Consider the following 16,790-nt stretch of genomic DNA (forward strand, 5'->3'; position numbering starts at 1 on the left):
CGCGGCCGCACGGACCTACGCCGATCCGCGTCGTCTCCTCCAGATGGCCACCTGGTACCGCCGCAATCGCGCCGAGGCGCCCGCCCCATCCGCTGACCACGGTGTCTCCACCGTCAAAGCTCCTGTGGCCGGCGCCATTCCCGCTGTCGCGATCGCCCGTATCCCTGGCTCCGACCTCGACGATCTGCGCGACTGGCGGGATCGACATCAGCCCGGCGTTTCTGTGGTCGCATTGATCGTCCTGGCACTCCGCGCCGCATTCGAGAAATCGGGAATCGAACCTGCCGACCGGGTGACCCTGCCCTTCGACGCCCGGATGTACCTACCGAAGAAGACGCACACGCTCGGCAACTTCGCCGCCGGCCTCGACTTCGACTACGGTCCGGGCGTCACTCCGCAGTCCCTGCAAGCCGCGATCACCGAGGCGTTCACGATCGGCAGACCGGTCGCGAATCTGCTGGTGTCGAGTCTCAAGGTCAGAGCGGGTCGCCGGACCCAGCGGAGTCATCCCGTGGCCGAGGCGGCAGTCGCGCCCGATCACCGCATGTCCCTGCTCTATTCGAGTCTCAACACGGTCCCCCGTTCCGTCACGATTCCCTGGGACACCACGTCCCCGGCCCAGTTCTTGGTGGCCAGCGACCCCGCCGGTCCCCATTCGATCACCGTCACCTCGGCGATGGCGGACGGCGACCTGACCATTACGGCCGCGTTCCATGACACCGCTTTCGGACGGCAATCGGTGGCGACCGCACTCGCATCGGCCGCCACCGACACCGTTGCCCTACTGGACGATCAGCACTGAGCTGACCGATCACTGCACCTGAGCACCTAGGGCGAATACGCCCACACCGAAACCCAATCCACGAGAAGGTTTCCCGACGCGGCGCCGGACCCCTTCGTCTCGGTCTGCAGTTGCCACCGCATCGGCGTGTTCGCCACGTTCCGCGGGCTGTCGAGCACCACCGTGTTGTCTAGCAGGTAGCGGATACGTCCCGGACTCCACTCGATGGTGTAGGTGTGCCACTGGGTGAAGCGAGCAGACAGATTTGTCACGCTCTCCTGGCAGGACGGGCAGGCGGCGGCTCCCGCGTAATGGTGAAAGCCGTTGACGGTTCCACTCAATTCTCCTTCCGGGAAATCGAATTCTCCGTCTCGCGGCCACACTTCCGACTGGGGCCACAGCAACCAGGCAACGTAATACTGGCTGAGATTTGCATTGTCGACTTTCATCCTGGCTGAATAGCGTCCGTACAATTGGTTCTGGTTATCACCCACCAGGACCGGGGACGGATTGGCGCCGGCCGGAACCCCGTCCACATTGTGGAGATGAAAGTTCAGTGTGCCGTTCTGCACGCTGAGCACTTGATCGGACCGGTACGGCCGTGCGTTGTACGTGTCGCGATAGCACTTCGGATATGCGCGCCACCGCTGTCCCTGCGCTCCCGTGTAGACGATCTTGTTCGGTTCACATTCGCTGCCCCAGGAGCCCACCGCAGCATTCTTCGTGAAGTCGTCCCAGAAGATGTTCCGCCACCCCTGCAGGTTCGCCGTCGGCACCGGCTGCCCTGACGGGGAGACCGGCGGCGGGGTCGTGGTCGGCGGCGTGGTGGTCGGGGGCGGGGTCGTCGAGGTTACCGCCACCAGATTCCATTGCTGCGCTTGGCTTCCGGTGCAGAATGCCAGCCGGATCGAATTGCCGTCGACGTTTCGGTTGTTTGCGTTCTCCAGGCAATACGACCCGACGCGGATGGTCAGACCGTTGCGTGTCCATCGTTGTGCCGCGCTGCCGGTGCAGGTGGCGATCGTCGCGATCCGGCCCGATGCGATGGTGCCACTCTGCGGCTGCAGGCATTTCCCCTGCGTGCGCACGGTGCCGTCGTCGGCCTGGGTCCACGTCTGGTTGGCCCCTTCGTTGCACGACCACAGCACCACGGGATTGTTGTTGGCGGTGGAGGCATTGGCGTTGTCGAGGCATCGGCCACCGATGGCCTTGACGTAGCCGACCGCAGCAGCTGAGGCGGACGAGACGACGAATCCTGGGACAACTGCCGACAGCGTGAGAACAATAGTTGCGAGAATTATCGGACGGGTGCGAATTGAATTACGGCGAAAGCCGGACATAATTCCTCGGTTTCTGCACCAAAAGAGATTCCCTGAGTCGTCGAAATTGGTGCAGATTTATCGTATGCAAGCCGTCTCATAATGTTGCGGCCGCGAGACCGTTACGGTGCGCAACCGTTTCACAACGCTGTTCGGATCTTTATGGTGTTGTGTCCTGAATTGTTCGTTTTGTTATGGGCAAATGTGCCGTCCAAGAGATACAAATGGGCTCGTTTGGCCGAGGATGATGCCATGTCGTAGAGTTAGGGTCACCTCATATCCGCTGGTCACAGGAGTTCCTTTCGGTGCACACCACCCCAACCACGGTCAGTGTGGTGATCCCGATCTACAACAGCCGGGACTACCTCCAGGGCTGCCTCGATTCGCTGCTCGCGCAGACCCGCAGAGTCGATCAGATTGTGCTTGTGGACGATTGCGGCCACGACGACTCGATCGCCTTCGCCTGCACCCATCTCACCGCTCGAGGCGCCGAACACACCGTGGTCACCCACCCAGAGAACCGGGGCCTCGGCTGTGCCCGCAATTCGGGCCTGGCCGCTGCGACCGGCGACCTCATCTGGTTTCTCGACAGCGACGACCGCGCCGACCCGACCTTCATCGAGGTCCTCACGGATGCACTCGACAGGCACGATGCGGATTTCGCCTGCACCCGTACGCGCCGAGTCGACGAGAACAACAACGACCTCGGGGTGGACGAACCGCTCTACGGCACCGCATCGATGTCCGGGAAGGACTTCGCACACCTCCTGATCAGGGGCGGAGCGAAGGCCTACGCCTGCAACAAGATCTTCCGGCGGCAGATCCTCGATGACCGCACTTGGGACGAAGATCAGAGCTACGAAGATTTCGCTCCGCTGGTCCGTCTCGGGCTCCGCGCCGAACGCGTCGCCCTCGTCGACGAGCCGCTGTACTGGTATCTGTACCGGCCGGGGTCTATCTCAACGCACTTCAGCAGTCGTACGTTCGACCTGTTCAAGGTGGCCGACGACGTGATGACAGAGGTGGCGGCACACGATCTGGAGCCATCGTGGCAGGCTGACCTACGGGGATTCCGGTATCGCGAGATCCTCACGTCCGTGGCTCATCTGGCGATGCGCGCCGACCACGCCACTCCGTCCCGGCCGGCGCAGTACACCGCAGCGATCAACCGGGTGCGGGCGTCCATCCGACTGTCCGATGTGCCGAAATTGATCCGCACCGGATTCGGCAAGGAAGCGGTCTTCGCGGTTCTGATGAAAGCATCACCCCGGCTCTACTCCACGATATTGAGGTACCGGTGACCAACTCCCCCACACCTCTGGTGACGGTGCTCGTACCCGCCTACAACGTCGGCGAGCACGTCGACGAAGCACTCGAAACGATCCTGCGCCAGGATTTCTCCGACTTCGAACTGCTCGTCGTCGACGACGGATCCACCGACAACACCTCCGAACGCCTTGCCGCCGTAAACGATCCGCGCCTACGGGTGATCCGGCAGCAGAACACCGGCCTGGTCGGGGCGCTCAACACCGGTCTCGACCATGCCCGCGGAACCTACATCGCCCGGATGGACGCCGACGATCTGATGCCCCAGGGGCGTCTGAGCGCGCAGGTCGCGGCGATGAACGCCGACCCCGGGCTGGTGGCGTGCGGCACCGACTACGAGATGTTCGGGGCGATGACCGGTCGGGTTCGGATGCCGGCCGGCGACAAGGCCTGTCGTCAACGACTGCTACTCGCCACCTGCCACTGCGGCGCGTCGCTGATGATCCGGCGGGCGGTTCTCGAACGCGCCGGTATCCGGTTCCGGCCCGAGTACGCCCACGCCGAGGACTATCAGGCGATCGTCGAACTCTCGGAGCACGGTCGTCTGCGCAATCTTCCGATCATGGGATACAGCTACCGGATCCACCCGTCGCAGGTCAGTTCCATGCACTCCCAACAACAGCGGAACAACCACCTGCGGATCGCCCGCGAACACGCAGCGGCCGATAACCGGCGACCGCTGCCCGATGATGTTCTGGCGGCACTGTTGTGGCCGCCTCGACCAACCGGCCCACGTCCGGTCGCCGCGGCTCGCGCGTTCACGTCCGCGGTCCGCCCGGCGGTCGCGGCCGCCACCAGAGCACCCGGATTGGAGACCTTCCGTTTTGTGGGTCGCAAAGTCTACGAGTCGACGGTGTCCGCCGCGCTCGGCTGATCGATCAGCGTCTCGAGACGACCTGGAACGGTCTGGTGGGAGCATCCATCGGTGCCGTCGCGGCTGCGGCCGGGATGACCGGGATGAGCTGTGTCTCGGCATCCATGAACCGGACCTCGGCATCGGTCAACACATCATCGGGACCAGGTTCTGCCGGCGCGGTGGTGAACTCGATCGCCACTCGCCGCAACGGACGCAGAAGGATCAGCAAACCCACGGTGTTGGCGGTCAGGACCGCCACGCCGATACCGGTCAGCCCGATCTTCGGTACCAGGACAAAGGCGCCGGCGATGGTGATCATCACGATGAGGCACTGGACGGCGAACATGAGCCGGAGCCGTCGGACGATCTGTGCCAGCAGGAAATACACAACAACCACCGAACCGACCACGGTGTCGACCGCCATCACCACCACCAGCTGCCACGCCGCCTCGACGTAGTCAGCCCCGACCACGGCCAGCACGATCGGCCCGCATACCGCCAGGCCCACCGCGGAGACCACCGTGACGGCCGACATCATCCGGATCAGCCTGCGCAACAGTTGCGGACGATCCGATCCGGACCGCGATGCCTCGACGATGAACGCCGATCCGACCGCACCCCGGAGAAGGCCCAGCGCCGAACACATGGTCCAGGCCAGGTTGAAATACGCGTTGTCGGCTGCGCCCATCGTGGTGACGACGATCAACGGCAATGTCAGCGGCGTCAGGATGAGCACCACCGACATCGCGAAGAAGACGCCCTGGAACGCCCACAACTCCCTCACCGGGGGCAGTTCGGGCGCGACGTCGCGGCGATGGACAATGGTGCGCCGCAGCGCATCTCCGACGGCCACCAGGGTGACGGCGATCGCCAGCAGACCCCACGACCCGACCAGCACGATCGCCCCACCGGAACCGGCGACCACCAGCACCGCAACAATCTTCAGGACAGAGAGAGCGATGTTCTTCGCCGCGACCCCCCAGGCCATCCGGAGCCCGGTGAGGATCGGATCTGAAAGTGCATAGACCGCAAGGGCACTCACCAGGAGCGGGAAGGCCACCCGTTCGGTGGTGGAGTGGAACAGCCGGTCGACCGACGGCCCGAAGAATGCAAAACCCAGTCCCAGGATCAGTCCGGCGACCGACACCACACCGATGCCCGCGCAAATAAGCCGAGCTGACAGACGGCCGGCCACCGGCAGGAATCGCTGATACGCCCCACCCAGTGACAGACATGACAAGGCGGCCAACATGATCGCCGAGTTGATGACAGCGGCCGCCCGGCCGACCTCTTCGGTGGGGAAGAAGCGTTCGGCAGCAGCCCAGTACGCCAGACCCAGCACGCCGGTGGCAACCGACGAGAGCATCAGGGCCAGCGCGTTGGATTCGAGCGCCGAACCGGACTTTCGCTTGTGTCTGCTCATCGTCCGGACAGCTCCCGCTCGAACAACTCGACCAGATCGGCCGACCCGCGGCCCAGCTTGCGTGCGAAGAACGCCGACGACCGGCGCAGATTCGGCACGTCGTCGAGGGACAACACCCGAGGACTCGACGAGGTTGCGTCCGACCAGTCGATGTAGTGCATGCCGTGCAACAGCGGGTCGGCCGTCGGATCAGTACGGGAGAGCACGAGGTTCTGGGTGACACATGGCACATACGGTGAACTCGCAACTATCGACTGGATCACGATCTCGTCGGGACCGAAGGTGTGCCGATGGAATCGCAGCCAGTCCGGATGTCGATCGACAAAATCACAGATGTACCGGACCGCCCCGTCGGTCAGCGCCCACCACTGCGAACCCTGGAACATCTCGATGGTGTTGTCCACGGAGCGAGGGATCCTCCCCGACAACACCCTTCGGGCAACTCCCTTGCGCCCGTTGAAATGACGCCGACGCACCTGCCAGCTCGGCTCCGCGCCGGGAACGGTCAGCGCACGATCGATCCGCATGTACTCGGCGGACGTCGACCAGGCAGCGAGGATCTCCTCCAGCGGCGCGATCCGCAGATCGGCCCCGGACAACAGGGCGTAGCGCCCATACTCCCGACCCGAACCGAGTGCTGCCCGCAGCGTCGCCAGGCTCGCTTCGACCAGACTGAGGCTGCCCCAGGACACCTCAACCCGATCCTCATCGTCGAGGTAGGTGAGCCGGGGTCCGGCCGGCGCAACCTCTTCGAAGGGTGCGCACGACATCCGCGCGTCGATGTGGACGTAGATGTCGATGCCGGGGTGGTCGAGCGACCGCAGTAGTGCGGCAAGCCGTTGCGGCTGTTGGTGTTCCAGGATGAGTACGGCGGCACGGGCCGTCATGGATGCACCTCGGCCAGCGCGTCCCGGACCAGCTCGGCGGTCCGTCCGACGTAGGGCGGCTGCAGGATTCCGTTGTGATCGCCCTCGATGCGTGTGCTCGACCGCACCGAGGTGGCCACCGACGGCCACCACCGGGGATCGTCCGGGTTGTCGTCTGCCATCACGATGTGCACCGGGCCGTCCCACGGACGTAGACGATGCATCAGGGCAACCCGGCGTCCCAGGTCGTGGAACAGATTCCATTGGGTCTGGGTCGGATATCGCCACAGACCGGCCGTTATCAGCATCGCCCGCGTGCGCCACAGGTTCTTGCGATCCACTGGCTCGTCAGTGACCACCTCGCCCGTGGAGCCGGTGTCCACCGTCCATGGTGTCGGTCCGCCCGACGACAACGGGCCGGTCAGGATCGTGTCGAGACAGATCACGGCCGAGACCTCTTCGCCCTGTTGCTCCAGCAGCCGCGCCGTTTCCATCGCGATCACACCGCCGAGCGAGTGACCGACAAAGACATACGGGCCACTCTCCTGGACGGAGCGGATCTCTCGGACACAGCGCCGAGAGGCGTGCGAGATTGTCCAATCGGGGAATCCGCGCCGCTCGAGACCGTGGGCCTGAAGACCGTACACGGGACGATCAGCCCCCAAAGCGCGGGCGAGCGGAGCCATCGACATCGCCGGTGACCCGGCTCCGGCGAACGCGAAGACCGGTTGCCGGTTGCCGCCCACCTGCAGCGGCACCAGGACACCGGACCTGCGCGAGCCCTTCCGTCGCCCCGGGCTCGGCACCCCGGCATCGTCGATGCGGGCCGCCAGCAGGCGAATCGTGGGGTGCAGCATCAGATCACCGGTTACCAAGGTGACGCCGAACGCCGCGGACACCCGAGCCAACAGCTGCTGGACCTGTAACGAGTCGCCTCCTAGAGCGAGGAAGTCGTCATCGCGGCCGAGTTCGGCAGACCCGAGGATCTCACCCCACAGAACCGCGAGGTCGGTCTCGGTATCACCCAGTGGCGCTCGGTGATCCGGACGGATCACCAGCTCCTGCAATGCGGCTCGATCGATCTTGCTGCGCTCGTTGCGCGGCAGCTGTGGCAGCACGATCACCTGCGCCGGCACCATCCAGTCGGGCAGTGCCGTACGCAGCTCGTGTCTGATCCCCGCCGCATCCCGGCCGCTGCGGCCGACGGCGGCAAACGCCACCAGCGATGTGGTGCCCCCGGAGGGAACACCCATCACCACTGCCTCGTCGATCCCGTCCAGGTCCAGCAACGCCGTGGTGACCTCCGCGGGTTCCACCAGATAGCCGCGGATCTTGACCGCATCGTCGCGGCGGCCGACAAGATGCAGTCCTCCGTTCGGTCCGAACCGGCCGAGATCTCCCAGCCGGAACTGCGGGACACCGGCCTCACTCACTCCAAAAGCATTGGGATCGCCCATGACAACGCCGGTGACATCGGTGTGATAGCCGGCCGCGATGAATGCGGATTCGACAACCAGCACGCCGATCTCCCCGTCCGTAACCGGACGACCGTCGTCGTCGAGGATGTGAACGGTCTTGCGATCGGACACCCGGCCGGCCGCCAAAACTCCCGACGGTATCTCGTCGCCGGCCCTGATCATGTTGAATGCGAGGTTTCCGGTCTCGGAGGACCCGGACAGATTGCAATATGTCGCCGACGGACGGAGTCTCTGCCGCAGTTCCCGAATCTGACCGCCGTGCACCGCTTCTCCGCAGGTGGTGACCAGCCGCACACTGAGCAACTCCCCATCGGTGCACGCGTCGACAGTCGCGCGAAGCAGCGACGGCGTCGCGTGCAATGAGGTGGGCTCGGTCGCCGCGAGCCACCGCGGCAGCGCCTCGACACCGGCGACCCGGGGGTCGAGGACATGCAACTCGGCACCGCACAGCAGCGCGGTGAGAAGTATGTCGAGGCCACCACCGAAGCTCATCGGCAAGATCGCGGCCATTCGGTGACCAGGACCGAGACCCAGAACAGCCGAAAGCTCATCGGCCTGGTTGAGCCAGAGTCGGTGATCCTGCCGGACGCCCTTCGGTTCACCGGTGGACCCGGACGTGAAGAGCAGTACCGCACAGTCGGTCTCACGCGGTTCCGGCAGGTTCCGGGTCGGAACCGGGGCAAGTTCTGACAGCTCTCGGGACGAGAGCCTCAGCGCGCCGCTCCGCTCCACGATATGGGCGCGCCGCGCTTCCGGGAGTTGCTGATCGAGCAGGATCAGCGGACGTCCGGACCGGAAGACGGCCATGACCGCCGCGATCGCGTCGGCCGAGGATTCCATGTCGAGCGCGACCGGCGTCCCGCGATCGCCGGGCTGCGCCGCCAGGGCCGCACCGCGGTCCGTGACCTGCAGCTGCAGCTCTCGATAGGTCAGTGACGTCCCACCGCACACCACGGCCACCGAATCGGCGTGGCGCGTTGCGATCTCATCGAACCGGTCGGACACATTCGCACTCGGTGGTTGCCGGTCAGCGGTCATCTCCGGTCACCGGTCAGTGTCCGGCGGGGCCCGGCCGGACGCGGTTCGAATCCCAACTGTGGGAACAGGAGTTCGGCCGTGATCCTGGCCTCACTCACCAGCGGCCACCCGGACAGCAGCCAGTAGTCGATACCCGCGATCTCCGCCATCTCCCGCATCCGGGACGCAACATTCTCTGCACTGCCCACGAGGTAGGTCCCGGTCCCCTTGCCCGCGATGTCGAACGGGGGCTCCGCGCCGGTCCACGTGGTCAGGCCTGCAGCCATGTTGGGCGCGAACTCCAGATCCTCCCGGGTCGGTAACCGGCCGGCGCGCAGAGCGTCGATCCGGTTCTGCACCTGGGTATCCGGCGAAGTCAGCTCATCCAGCGCCGGAAAGCCGAAGCTCCGCAGATTGCGGTCCGCGGTCGCCAGCACCGCCTCCGGTGCGGTGTTGGCGAGTTGCCACTCGAAGTGATCCCAGGCCTCCTGCTCGGTCTCCCGGACGATCACACTGGTGAGCACACCGAATTCCAGCTTCTTGTCCACCGTCGCGGCCGCCTTGCGGACCCGGTCGAACAGGTCGGCAGTGACCTCGATCGGCCCGAGGAACGAGAGATACACGTCGAGTACCGCAGTGGCATGGTCGATCCCGGCCGGTGAAGCACCGGTCCCCCAGACCGGCACACCATCGTGCTGGCGTTCACCGGCGATGGGCGGTTTGTATCGGGGACCATACTTCAGGAACTCGCCGTCGTGGGCATCGACGTCGTCGAGGTAGAGCGACTTGACCTGCCGCCAATACTCTTTCGACAGCTCGTACCGCTCATCCTTCGCTTCGAATCGTCCGTACCGCGCGAGAACCGGGTCGGCACCGTTGACCTGATTGAAGATCAACCGGCCACCGGAGTAGTTGTCGAACACCTGCGCCTGCTCGGCCAGCAGAGCGGGCGGTTTGACGCCCGGGTACTCCGGGACCACAAACCGCAACTGCTCCGTGTCACCGACCAACGAGATCGGTTCACGAGCGGTGGTCAGCGCGCCGAAGTAGCCGAGCTCGTCGAGGTTCCTCGCCTGCAGCCGCAGATCGCCGAGGCTTGCGGATGTGGCATGCCTCGGGTCCCAAGGTATTTCACCGTCGATTGCCCCGATGTACCACAGGATGTTCGGGGCTTCAGGCCCCGCGCTCAACGCTCGTCGCAGAATTCTGTGATGGGCAGTCCCACGTGGCGAGCCTCTGTCGGCACGTAACCGAGCAGCTTGTCGCCGGCCTTGAGCTCTGTCACGTTGTTGACGCTGCCACCGGGTCCGAGCAAGCGCACATGCCAGTCGTCCTGGGCGATCAGGTTCATGGTCGCACCGTTGGGCGCGATCGCGGTGATCGAGATCAGCGGTCGCTTCTCGATCTTCACCCGACCGATCCGCACCTCACGGACCGAACCGTCGGAACGGACCGCCAGGATCGGGAATCCGGCCTGGAGTTCGCTGACGTACCGGGTGCGGTTGTCGGGACCGAGCACATACGAGTGGACCGCGCCGGCATTCCAGCGGAACGGACGGGTGGGCATGTACGGCAGCGGATGGGTTTCGCTGCACGACAGGAAGAGTCCTGTCGAGAACGAACCGATGAGGCAACCTTCGTCCTTCTCCAGCAGCGACGTGGTGTCGATGCAGGCACGGTCGCCCATACCGATGTGCTCGACGCGCTCGACAACGAGTTCGGACAGTTCCATGCTCGCCGACTTCGGCCGGACGATGTCCGCCAACTTCAGCACGTCATCGGCATTGCGGGGTGCCAGGAGCAGGCCGTCGGAGCCGTGTTCGAGAACGAGCTTGACGATCTCGGCGTCTTCGATGTCGCTGACCGTGGTGACGATCCGGTTGCCCGAGTTCTCCGCTGCAGCGATCACGATCTCCAGCGGGATCTTGGTCGGGTCGGTGAATGTGAGTGCCGTCCAAGGAACCTCACGAACCACCTCGCACGCGGTCTGCAGTGTCGGCGCATCCGCCACGGTGACGTGGACGCCCCGTTCGAGCTTCGGGGAGTCGGGAACGGACGCGAGTACGTCGCGGTCGGCAGCGATCACCAGGTCGACCGACGTCACGTCGTCGTCTTCGGACAACGGCTGTGCCACAGCGAGGATGCGGCGCATCGTCGGCGGCAACGCCTCGAGGACGGCGATCCGGTCGCTGACGATGCCGTCGACACTCTGGTGGATCGCGGCCTGGATGATCGCGTTGCTCAGACCCTCGGGGACGTTGCGGACATCCACCCACGCGAAGTGCCCGGCCCGGCTCTCCGGGGTGCGACGCTCATCGGCGCCCGCCCCGGCCGCGGGGATGATCTGGTCAGTGACGATTACGTTTTCCATGGACTTTCCTCAACTCTGTTCTCAGGCATGTCTGTTCCGGGACACGATCCCCGGGCGTGAAGTGTCGGGTCAGGCAGATTCCAGCGCGGTGGCGTGGTGTGCAAAGGTCTCACGCTCGGCCTTGTCACCGCGTCCGTGCACGGCCTGGGACAACTTGGCGGTGACCGCGTACGGGTTGGTGGCCGCGAAGATGTTGCGGCCGAAACTCAATCCGGCGACTCCGCTGGTCATGATCTCCACACCGAGAGCCACGGCGACGTCATCGCCACCTTCTCGACTCCCACCGGCGACGTAGATCGGTACCGGGCAGGTCTCGACCACCGTGCGCATCGAGTCCGGATCACCGGTGTAGTTGACCTTCACCAGATCTGCACCGAGATCGGTTGCGATGGAGGCCAGATGGGCCACTTCGTCGGCAGTTTCCGGACCCTCCGGCCGGAGCGGTCCGCGGGCGTACATCATCGCCAGGAGCGGGACACCCAGGATCTCGCACTCGCGCGACACGGCCCAGAAGTCTTCCAGTTGACGATGTTCGGTGGTCGATCCGACGTTGACATGGACGCTGACGGCGTCGGCACCGACCCGGAGGGCGTCCTCGACACCCCCGACCATGACTTTTGCGTCGGCGTCCAGACTTCGATTGGTGCCGGCCGACAGGTGCACGATCAGACCCATCCGAGCGAACGTTCCTGGTTCGACCTGGGCGGCGCGACCGCGATGGAGCACCACCGCGTCGGCTCCGGCCCGCGCAACGGACTGCAGCACGCTCGCGACCCGGTCCACAGAACCCAGCGGGCCAATGGTCACCGAGTGGTCCATCGGCACGATGAGTGCGTGACCGGTGGCGATGTTCGAGATGCGTGACAACCGCAGGCTTTTCCCGCCGCGGGAACCACGGAAGTATCGCGAATCGTCGGTCATCGAGTTCTCCTCATCACGCGCCCGGACGCACAGTCGAAGCCCTGGCTAGTGGTTAGCTTAGGGTAAGCTTTGTAAATATGCGAACCGTGGGTGAGCAACCTCGAACACAGTCGGCCGGATTCGAGCGATCGCTCGCCGGTCGCCCTGACGTGGCGTTCCGCGACGCGTATCTGGCACGAATCGGCCTGACCACCGCCGATGTTTCGAGGTCCGATCTCGACGATCAGGAAATTCTCGAGCGAGTGACTCGGGCACAACTCGCCACCATCCCCTTCGAGAATCTGACCATTCACAACAGGTGCATCGTCGACGTCGGCCCCGTGGCGATCGAGCACAAGATCATCGACGGCCGGCGCGGGGGCATCTGCTACGAACTCAACGGTCTGATGGCGCGCGGGCTGCAGTCCCTCGGTTTCGACGTCCTCCTGATCGGGGCCGCCGTCGCGCGCGATCACGGGACGTTCGGTCCGGCGCTCGGGCACATGGTTGCAGCGGTGACTTCCGGCGATCGGCATTGGCTGGCCGACAACGGTTTCGGCGGTTCGAGTGTGCTGACCCCGATCTCTGCCCAGCAGATACACACCCCGATCGACATCACCACCTCGACCGGTCGCTATCGCACCGATGGGACGGCATACCGGCTCGACGAGTTCTCCGACATCGCCCATTGGCAGAGCACCAGTCCGGAGGCACGTTTCACCGCCTCGATCGTCTGCTCGATCACCGACGACACCCATCGGATCACGATGTCGCGGGGCCGGTCGGAGCCGTTCACGTTGACCCGGACCGACCTGGTCTCCGGACGACGACACAGCCGTACCATCACCGACGACGCGGTATGTGCGGTGCTCGACGACCTCTTCGGGATCTCCCTCGAGATCCCGCCGGTTGTCGCCCGATTCCGGTGACTCGAATCTAGGACGCCGCGTATTGCCAGCCCACCGGGAAAGGCAGTCCCAGATAGACCTCACCGAGCGCACGGCGCTGCGCTTCTGACGTCACCCAGCTCTGCAGTCGTGCGCGATTGAGCCGCCATTGCAGCGGGTCGTCGGTGAGTCGGTGCAGCGTCGCCGTCAACGTCGCCGAAAACAGCTGCGCCTGCCAGATTCTCGGCAGGCAGGTCGCCGAGTAGTCATCGAGCCACCGACGATCATTTCCGAGGAAGTGCGCCGCCAGCCCATGGGCGAGCACCGTGGCATCCGACACCGCGAGGTTGAGACCTTTTGCGCCCGTGGGAGGAACGATGTGCGCCGCGTCGCCCAACAGGAACACCCGCCGGTGCTGCATGGTCTCGTTCACGTAGCTGCGCAGCGGCGCCATCGAGCGGTCGAAGATCTCACCACGCTCGAGTCCGTCGGCACTGGCCCCGGCGCTGCGGACCGCCAGTTCGTCCCAGATCCTGTTGTCGGACCAGTCCGCCAGGTCGGTGTCGGCGGGAACCTGCAGGTACTGCCGCGTGATCCGGGCACCACGCATGCTGTGGACCGACAGCCCGTTCTCGTGGGCGCAGTACATACCCTCCGGCGTGACCGGTGTTGTGCGCGCGAGGATCCCGAGCCACGCCACGGGATAGGTCTGTTCGATCTCCGTCCGGCTCTCGGCTGGGATCGCGGCTCGGCCGACGCCGTGATAGCCGTCGCAACAAGCAACGAAGTCGGCCTCGACCTCGAAGGTGCGGCCCTCGTGCCGAACCGTCACTGACGCTCCGTCAACCCGGTTCTCGATCGCCGTGACATCGGCCTCGAACATCAGCGGCAGTCCGTTCGCCAGCCGATCTGATACGAGATCCTTGACCAGCTCTTGCTGGGCGTAAACCGTCGCGTGACCGCCGACGAGCGCGTTGAAGTCGAGATGGTGGGTGGCTTCATCGAAGGTGACATAGAAACCGTCGTGCTTGATCCCCTCGGCGTGGATACGATCCACGAGACCGACCTCGGCCATGAGGTCGACGGTGGGCTGCTCGAGTATTCCTGCCCGCGTTCGTTGTTCGACATAGTCACGGCTCCGCTGTTCGAAAACAATGCAGTCGACACCTTGGAGGTCGAGCAATTTGGCGAGGGTCAAACCGGCCGGCCCGGCGCCAATGATAGCCACTTTTGTACGCACGAAAATTGCTCCTGGTTAATTAATGCCACAGACGATCACGGCGCCTTGTGACGCTCGACACAATAGCCAACTCCGACTTTGCTTAGGCTTGCCTGGGTTCTAGTGTAAGCCTCACTTAGTCATTAGAGCGGAGTGCCCAGCGGTGAACGTGTCAACCCCCCCAAGCGAAATCGGTCATCCACCGGAAGCACTGCCCCCGACCTCCACCGGCGACCAGAAACCCTCCCGCCCAACGGTATCGGTGATCGTCCCCGCGATGAACGAGGCCAAGAACCTGCCCTACGTGGCATCCCGGATGCCCGAGGGCGTCGACCAGATCGTCTTCGTCGATGGCAACTCGGCGGATGACACCGTCGCCGTGGCCCAAAAGCTCTGGCCGCAAGCCACATTCATCACCCAGACCCGCAGGGGCAAGGGCAATGCCCTGGCCTGCGGAATTGCCGCGTCGACGGGCGACATCATCGTCACCATCGATGCCGACGGGTCCACCGATCCCGCGGAGATCCCACTGTTCGTCGAGGCACTCGTCGCAGGCGCGGATCTCGCAAAAGGCAGCCGCTTCGTCGGCGCCGGCGGCAGCACGGACATCACCACCATCCGCCGGATCGGCAACAAGGGCCTGAACGGTCTGGTCAACCTGATCTTCAAGACCGAGTTCACCGACCTCTGCTACGGCTACAACGCTTTCTGGGCCAGGCACGCAGTCGCACTCGAGCTCGCGCCGGTCGAGTATCAGCGCGCCCAGTGGGGCGACGGCTTCGAGATCGAGACCGTCATCAACGTCCGCCTGGCCACCTGCGACCTCGCGATCACCGAGGTCGGAAGCTTCGAAGGCCCACGCCTGCACGGCCGAAGCAACCTCAATGCCTACAGCGACGGCATGCGCGTCCTGCGGACCATCAACCAGGAATGGAAGCACTGGCGCGCACGCCCCAAATCGGTGGCAGCATCGGTGACCAGCGTGTCGACCACACCTGTGGTCACCCATACACCCGTGTGACAGCTTGCGAAACCGCGCCGGCCGCGATCCGCGCCGAGCCGAATCGGCACGATGGACCCGGCCTGGAACGGAACTCGCTGGCACTGGCGATCTCAGCGCTGGTCACCGGTGTCCTGGGGTTGGTGTACTGGGCACTGATCGGACGGGTCTACCCCGCCCGCGAAGTCGGTGCCGCCGCCGCGATCATCACCACCGCGACGATGCTGTCCGCCTTCGGGAATCTGTCGTTCGGTGCGTTGTTCGAACGATTCGTACCTGTTGCCGGACGCAAACTCCCGGCGTTGGTGCGCACCGGATTCGTCGCCGGAGTCGCGGTCAGCGCCACGCTCGCAGTCGGCTTCCTCTGGGTCGGTCCCACCGACAAACTGTTCACCGGCTCACTCGACCGCATGCTGTTCCCTGTTGTGGTGGTGTCATTCTCAGTGTTCGCACTGCTCGACCACACCGCGGTCGGCCTACGGCGGGCCACCTGGGCAGCGCAGAAGAACATCACCCACGCCGTCGTCAAAACTCTACTGGTGCTGGCGTTTGCCGCCATCGCCACCCGGGCCACGATCGTCTGGACCTGGGTGGGTCCGGCAGTGCTGCTCTCCCTGGTCCTCGGTGTGGTGGTGATCCGCCGGATCCGAACAGAATCTGCGTCCGGGATCGGCGATTCACTGCCCGACCGACGTGAACTCGGGACGTACCTGGCAGGCACCTACCTGCTCTATGTCGTCGGTGCCCTGACACCACTGCTGATGCCCCTGATCGTTGTTGCCCAGCTCGGCACCGAACTCAACGCCTACTTCGCGATCTCGTGGTCGCTGGTGACTGCACTGATCGTGCTGCTGACCATCCTGATGGGTCCGTATATCGCTGCCGCTGCGGCGGATTCGCGCAACGCCTACCGGCTCACCCAGCGATTTCTCTCGATTCTGGGACTCGTCGGGGTCAGCGGTGCGCTGTTTCTCGCCGTCGCCGGCCCAGTCCTGCTGTCCCTGGTCGGCCCGCAGTACCGCGCACTCGGCGGTCCCCTACTCCAGCTCGCCGCAATCGGGATCGTGCCGGCGTTGGTCGGGCACGCCTACTCGGCGATCTCCCGGCTCCTCGGCCGGCTCCGTTATGCCGTTGCCGCACAATGTGTCAACGCCGTGTTGATGTTGGGGCTCGGTGTGGCCTGGGTTGACGTCGACGGACTCCGGGGACTCGCCTACGCCTTCATCACCGCCGAACTGGCCACCGCCCTGCTCGTGATCCTCCCGCTGATCTTCTCGGTGCGCCGGATCCGGCAGTCGGATCGGGCTCACGGTGAGCCTGTCCCCGTGAGCCCGCGGTCCTAGTGCC

13 protein-coding genes and 1 pseudogene are annotated in these 16,790 nt (G+C 64.8%); 6 read left to right on the forward strand and 8 right to left on the reverse strand.

The features are described from left to right. Positions 1 to 802, forward strand: a pseudogene (locus VIQ49_RS02610) (hypothetical protein); the annotation flags it as partial. 26 nt (positions 803 to 828) lie between these two features. Here VIQ49_RS02610 and VIQ49_RS02615 read toward each other — a convergent pair. After that, positions 829 to 2,121: a ricin-type beta-trefoil lectin domain protein gene (locus tag VIQ49_RS02615; protein ID WP_331880443.1), complete on the reverse strand. Its 1,293-nt coding sequence runs from the start codon at positions 2,119 to 2,121 to the stop codon at positions 829 to 831. Between the two features lie 284 nt (positions 2,122 to 2,405). On the opposite strand from VIQ49_RS02615, the gene VIQ49_RS02620 reads away from it, so the two are divergent. Next, complete coding sequence (locus VIQ49_RS02620) at positions 2,406 to 3,401, forward strand: glycosyltransferase family 2 protein (RefSeq protein ID WP_331880444.1); 996 nt, start codon at positions 2,406 to 2,408, stop codon at positions 3,399 to 3,401. Further along, positions 3,398 to 4,300, forward strand: a complete 903-nt coding sequence (locus VIQ49_RS02625) for a glycosyltransferase family A protein (protein ID WP_331880446.1) — start codon at positions 3,398 to 3,400, stop codon at positions 4,298 to 4,300. Before VIQ49_RS02620 ends, VIQ49_RS02625 begins: the two co-directional genes overlap by 4 nt. A gap of 4 nt (positions 4,301 to 4,304) precedes the next feature. On the opposite strand, the gene VIQ49_RS02630 is transcribed toward VIQ49_RS02625, so the two are convergent. The 6 genes from VIQ49_RS02630 to VIQ49_RS02655 all read right to left on the reverse strand — a co-directional run bounded on the left by VIQ49_RS02630 (position 4,305) and on the right by VIQ49_RS02655 (position 12,358). After that, on the reverse strand, positions 4,305 to 5,705 hold the full coding sequence (locus VIQ49_RS02630) for a polysaccharide biosynthesis protein (RefSeq protein WP_331880448.1): 1,401 nt from the start codon (positions 5,703 to 5,705) through the stop codon (positions 4,305 to 4,307). Further along, a complete protein-coding gene (locus tag VIQ49_RS02635) occupies positions 5,702 to 6,592 on the reverse strand; it encodes a beta-1,6-N-acetylglucosaminyltransferase (RefSeq protein WP_331880449.1) in 891 nt (296 codons plus the stop codon). Before VIQ49_RS02635 ends, VIQ49_RS02630 begins: the two co-directional genes overlap by 4 nt. After that, positions 6,589 to 9,087 (reverse strand): alpha/beta fold hydrolase, encoded by a 2,499-nt coding sequence (locus VIQ49_RS02640; RefSeq protein ID WP_331880450.1) that lies wholly within the window; start codon positions 9,085 to 9,087, stop codon positions 6,589 to 6,591. Before VIQ49_RS02640 ends, VIQ49_RS02635 begins: the two co-directional genes overlap by 4 nt. Continuing rightward, a complete protein-coding gene (locus tag VIQ49_RS02645; protein ID WP_331880451.1) occupies positions 9,084 to 10,256 on the reverse strand; it encodes an LLM class flavin-dependent oxidoreductase in 1,173 nt (390 codons plus the stop codon). Before VIQ49_RS02645 ends, VIQ49_RS02640 begins: the two co-directional genes overlap by 4 nt. After that, complete coding sequence (locus VIQ49_RS02650) at positions 10,253 to 11,437, reverse strand: 3-dehydroquinate synthase II family protein (protein WP_331880453.1); 1,185 nt, start codon at positions 11,435 to 11,437, stop codon at positions 10,253 to 10,255. Before VIQ49_RS02650 ends, VIQ49_RS02645 begins: the two co-directional genes overlap by 4 nt. A 69-nt stretch (positions 11,438 to 11,506) precedes the next feature. Then, positions 11,507 to 12,358: a 2-amino-3,7-dideoxy-D-threo-hept-6-ulosonate synthase gene (locus VIQ49_RS02655; RefSeq protein WP_331880455.1), complete on the reverse strand. Its 852-nt coding sequence runs from the start codon at positions 12,356 to 12,358 to the stop codon at positions 11,507 to 11,509. Positions 12,359 to 12,444: 86 nt separating this feature from the next. Here VIQ49_RS02655 and VIQ49_RS02660 point away from each other — a divergent pair, with 86 nt between their 5' ends. After that, positions 12,445 to 13,266, forward strand: a complete 822-nt coding sequence (locus VIQ49_RS02660) for an arylamine N-acetyltransferase family protein (RefSeq protein ID WP_331880456.1) — start codon at positions 12,445 to 12,447, stop codon at positions 13,264 to 13,266. Between the two features lie 7 nt (positions 13,267 to 13,273). Here the strand turns inward: VIQ49_RS02660 and VIQ49_RS02665 are convergent, their stop codons facing one another. Continuing rightward, positions 13,274 to 14,464 (reverse strand): 4-hydroxybenzoate 3-monooxygenase, encoded by a 1,191-nt coding sequence (locus tag VIQ49_RS02665; RefSeq protein WP_331880457.1) that lies wholly within the window; start codon positions 14,462 to 14,464, stop codon positions 13,274 to 13,276. 169 nt (positions 14,465 to 14,633) lie between these two features. On the opposite strand from VIQ49_RS02665, the gene VIQ49_RS02670 reads away from it, so the two are divergent. Together VIQ49_RS02670 and VIQ49_RS02675 are read left to right on the forward strand one after the other, a co-directional pair. Next, entirely contained in the window at positions 14,634 to 15,464 is an 831-nt protein-coding gene (locus tag VIQ49_RS02670; RefSeq protein WP_331880473.1) for a glycosyltransferase family 2 protein, read from the forward strand. Then, positions 15,461 to 16,786: a lipopolysaccharide biosynthesis protein gene (locus VIQ49_RS02675; protein ID WP_331880458.1), complete on the forward strand. Its 1,326-nt coding sequence runs from the start codon at positions 15,461 to 15,463 to the stop codon at positions 16,784 to 16,786. Before VIQ49_RS02670 ends, VIQ49_RS02675 begins: the two co-directional genes overlap by 4 nt. The last annotated feature ends 4 nt before the right edge of the window (positions 16,787 to 16,790 follow it).

It is taken from the genome of Williamsia sp., from assembly GCF_036566845.1.
Taxonomy (GTDB): domain Bacteria; phylum Actinomycetota; class Actinomycetes; order Mycobacteriales; family Mycobacteriaceae; genus Williamsia.

What these genes read in the sequence shown, in the direction of transcription:
- VIQ49_RS02640 (WP_331880450.1), bottom strand. Translation starts at nt 9,087, where the DNA reads ATGACCGCTGACCGGCAACCACCGAGTGCGAATGTGTCCGACCGGTTC.
- VIQ49_RS02635 (WP_331880449.1), bottom strand. Translation starts at nt 6,592, where the DNA reads ATGACGGCCCGTGCCGCCGTACTCATCCTGGAACACCAACAGCCGCAA.
- VIQ49_RS02655 (WP_331880455.1), bottom strand. Translation starts at nt 12,358, where the DNA reads ATGACCGACGATTCGCGATACTTCCGTGGTTCCCGCGGCGGGAAAAGC.
- VIQ49_RS02650 (WP_331880453.1), bottom strand. Translation starts at nt 11,437, where the DNA reads ATGGAAAACGTAATCGTCACTGACCAGATCATCCCCGCGGCCGGGGCG.
- VIQ49_RS02615 (WP_331880443.1), bottom strand. Translation starts at nt 2,121, where the DNA reads ATGTCCGGCTTTCGCCGTAATTCAATTCGCACCCGTCCGATAATTCTC.
- VIQ49_RS02630 (WP_331880448.1), bottom strand. Translation starts at nt 5,705, where the DNA reads ATGAGCAGACACAAGCGAAAGTCCGGTTCGGCGCTCGAATCCAACGCG.